Genomic DNA, 3,904 nt, shown 5'->3' with positions numbered 1-3,904 from the left:
AGCCGTGCTGTAGGGAAGCGACAGCGACCCGAAAATCCAGTGAGTCGTTTCCCCTGTGGGGCAATCCACAACCCTCGGGCCCAGAGGGCCCGTCAAACCTAAGAACCCTTGCGCCCGCAGGGCGCATCCATCTTAAGAACCTTTTCCCTGCCCCTTTAAACACAACCCTTCTACACAACCTGCGGCGAAGCCGCGCCCCTTTCTACTTGCGGCGAAGCCGCCACCACAACCCTCGGCCCGAAGGGCCGTCAACCTTCCCCTTTGAACCTTCTGAACCCTCTGAACCCTCATGTGCGCATTCTGCATAGAATGCGCAAGTCAGCCGAAGTTGGCCCTTAGCCTGCACATAAAAGGGCCTTCCTATTGTCGGCTGACCGTTCGCAGGCGTGTCAATTATAAAAAGGAACTAAAAAATATGGGATATAAAGAAACGTATAAAGACTGGCTCTCCTGGGCCGATGACAGTACGAAGAAGGAGCTTTCCTCCCTTCATGATGAAAAAGAAATAGAAGACCGGTTCTACAGGGATCTGGAATTTGGGACGGCTGGTCTTCGGGGAATCATGGGCGCCGGCACGAACCGCATGAACCGCTATACGGTGGCCCGGGCCACGAAGGGGCTTTCGGAATATCTGAAGGCTCTGTATCCCGGGGAGCTTTCCCGGGGCCTGGTGATTGCCTATGATTCCAGAAACCATTCCAGGGAGTTTGCGGTGGAAGCGGCGGCTGTCCTTACGGCTTCCGGCATTCCGGTGAAGATTTTCAAAGAGCTGGAGCCTATTCCGGTGCTTTCCTTCTCAGTCCGTCATTTCCACGCCCTGGGCGGCATTGTCATCACGGCCAGTCACAATCCGCCGGAGTACAACGGCTACAAGGTGTACGGGGAAGACGGCGGCCAGCTGGTGCCGAAGAAGGCGGATGTGCTCACCGGCTATGTGGAGGCGGTGAAGGATCTGGCTTCCATTGACGATAAAGCCGATGAGAAGCTCATGACCTGGCTGGATCAGGATGTGGTGGATCTTTTCATTGACACCATTTTCCAAAAGTCCCGGTATCAGGGAAATCCGCCGCCTCTGAAGGTGGTGTACACACCCCTCCACGGCAGCGGCAATGTGCCGGTGCGGAAAATTCTGGAAAAGGCCGGCTTCCGCGATGTGCATGTGGTGAAGGAGCAGGAAAGGGCTGACGGCGATTTTCCCACCGTAGTTTCGCCTAACCCGGAAAATGAGGATGCCCTGTCCCTTGGCATGAAGCTGGGAAAGGAAATCGGGGCGGACCTGGTCATGGGTACGGACCCGGACAGTGACCGCATCGGAGCGGCTGTAAGAAATGGCGGGGATTTCACCCTGATTTCCGGAAACCAGATGGGGGCGCTTCTTCTCTATTTCCTCCTTTCCACAGGGAAAGACAGGCTTACCCCCGCTTCTTCCATGGTGAAAACTGTGGTTACCGGCGAGCTGGGGGCGGACGTGGCGAAAAGCTTCCACGTGCAGGTGGCAGAAACCCTGACGGGCTTCAAGTACATCGGCGAGAAGATGACGGAGTGGGAAAAGGACCCCTCCCATGATTTCGTCTTCGGCTACGAGGAAAGCTACGGCTACCTCTCCGGCACCCACGCCAGGGACAAGGATGCCGTGGTGACAGCCATGCTCATTGCGGAAATGGCGGCCCATTTCAAAAAGGAAGGAAAGACCCTGACCGACGTGCTGGAGGATCTCTACCGTCGCTTTGGCTATTATTACGACAAGAGCGTTTCCTACACCCTGAAGGGGATGGAAGGGGCAGCGCGCATTGCCGCCATTATGGACGAAGCCCGGTCCATGGATATGAAATCCCTCATTCCGGAGGTGGTGGAAACCCTGGATTTCAAAAAAGGCATCGGAGACCTTCCCCGGGAGAATGTGCTGAAGTACCGCCTTTCCGGCGGCGGCTGGATGGCCATCCGTCCCAGCGGCACAGAGCCGAAGATTAAATTCTATTTCTCCCTCCGCGGGAGGGATGAAATGGAAGCCCTCCGCCTCTTTGACCGGTACAGGAGCCTTCTGGAAAAGCATTTCGCTCTTTCTGTATAAATATACTGCATATTCCCATGACAGGGAGGAAATGAAATCGGCTTTCTCTGTTTCAAAGTGCAGAGGAAACCGATTTTTCCATACATTCTTTCTCGCTGGAGAGAGAATGTATTTTTTATGCATTTTATGCAGAAAATATTTGACTTGACTGTATATTTATGCTAAAATCTTCACAAATAGAAGGGCGTGAGTGAAATGGAAAATAAAAAAGAAATCATTTATGAAATAAAGCACCTCCGGAAATCATTCGGAAAGGTGGAAGTGCTGAAGGATATCAGCATGAAAATTGAGAACGGTGAAGTGTGCACCATTATCGGGCCTTCTGGTTCCGGGAAGAGTACCTTTCTCCGCTGTCTGAACCTTCTGGAGAAACCCACCGGCGGGGAGCTGTGGTTTGAAGGGAAAAGGGTCAACGAAAAGACGGATGTGAAAATGCTCCGCCGGGACGTGGGCATGGTGTTCCAGTCCTTTAACCTGTTCCCCATGTTTACTGCTGTGGAAAACGTCATGTACGCTCCTATCCACATTAAGAAGATTCCCAGAAGCCAGGCCAGAGAAGAGGCCATGGAACTTCTTGACCGGGTAGGGCTGGCAGAAAGGGCCGACTACTATCCCGGCGAACTTTCCGGCGGTCAGCAGCAGCGCGTGGCCATTGCCAGAGCTTTGGCCATGAAGCCGAAAATGCTCCTCTTCGATGAACCGACGTCGGCTCTTGATCCCGAGCTGGTAGGCGATGTATTAACGGTGATGAAAGAAGTGGCCCTGGCCGGAATGACCATGGCGGTGGTTACCCATGAAATGCAGTTTGCCAGAAGCGTTTCCAGTCATGTGGTGTTCATGGATAAAGGATATATTGTGGAAGAAGGAAATCCGGAAGATATCTTTATCCATCCGAAGGAAGAAAGAACACAGACATTCCTGAAGCGCCTGCTTCATGCTGATATTTAAGGAGATGACACTGCTATGGAAATGGTCATAGACACTGCGGTCAAGTATAATGACATATTTATGTCAGGCGTAAAAATCACAATTATTATATCCCTCCTGTCCTGCTTCTTCGGACTTCTCCTGGGCATCGTCCTTGCTTTCATGAAGATTTCCGGCATCAAGATCCTGCAGGCCATTGCTGCGGTATACGTGGAAATCATCCGCGGCACCCCTGTGCTGGTACAGATTTCCCTGGTCTTCTTCGGACTGCCCTTCCTGGGCATCCATTTCCCCAGCTTCCAGATTCTGGGCGTGGACTTTGAAAGACTCTCCGCCGGCGTGCTGGCCCTCATCATCAACTCCGGCGCCTACGAATGTGAAATCGTCCGCTCCGGCATCCAGTCCATTCCGAAGGGCCAGCTGGAAGGGGCCATGTCCCTGGGCTTCTCCAAGTGGGAATCCATGATCCGCATCATCATTCCCCAGGCCATCAGGAACATTCTTCCCGTCATCGGCAACGAATTCGTAACCCTCATCAAGGAATCCTCCCAGGTCTCCGTCATCGGCATGGCAGACCTCATGTACACTGCCACTACCATTCAGGGCATCAGCTTCCAGCCATTCCCGCCGCTGGTCATTGTAGCCCTCTACTACTTCATTATGACCTTCTTCGTCTCCATGTGCCTCAGAGTTCTCGAAAGACACTTGAAAGTCAAAAGCGTAAGATAAGGAAATCTGAAAGCACCGGCAAAACCGGTGCTTTTTCATTTTTCTCTCATAGAATGTTGTATAATAAAAAGAGACATTTCGACCGACGGGCATTGTCACATATGACACTGAAGGGTCAATGCGTAACGCTGACTAAGCCCTATCGGGCTTGAAGGTTCAGGCGCCTCTCGGCGCCCG

3 protein-coding genes are annotated in these 3,904 nt (G+C 52.7%); all 3 read left to right on the top strand.

Going from position 1 to position 3,904, the window contains the following annotated elements:
* The first annotated feature begins 415 nt into the window (after positions 1 to 415).
* The 3 genes from B2Y11_RS06090 to B2Y11_RS06080 all read left to right on the top strand — a co-directional run bounded on the left by B2Y11_RS06090 (position 416) and on the right by B2Y11_RS06080 (position 3,727).
* Positions 416 to 2,071, top strand: a complete 1,656-nt coding sequence (locus B2Y11_RS06090) for a phospho-sugar mutase (protein WP_291057348.1) — start codon at positions 416 to 418, stop codon at positions 2,069 to 2,071.
* Between the two features lie 195 nt (positions 2,072 to 2,266).
* Positions 2,267 to 3,019: an amino acid ABC transporter ATP-binding protein gene (locus tag B2Y11_RS06085; protein WP_291057346.1), complete on the top strand. Its 753-nt coding sequence runs from the start codon at positions 2,267 to 2,269 to the stop codon at positions 3,017 to 3,019.
* Between the two features lie 15 nt (positions 3,020 to 3,034).
* Positions 3,035 to 3,727: an amino acid ABC transporter permease gene (locus B2Y11_RS06080; protein ID WP_291057344.1), complete on the top strand. Its 693-nt coding sequence runs from the start codon at positions 3,035 to 3,037 to the stop codon at positions 3,725 to 3,727.
* The last annotated feature ends 177 nt before the right edge of the window (positions 3,728 to 3,904 follow it).

The sequence above is a fragment of the Dialister sp. UBA1703 genome (assembly GCA_002320515.1).
In the GTDB taxonomy this organism is placed as follows: Bacteria; Bacillota; Negativicutes; order Veillonellales; family Dialisteraceae; genus Dialister.
The sequence above is the reverse complement of the archived record's forward strand: the minus strand, read 5'-3'. Positions and strand labels throughout refer to the sequence as shown.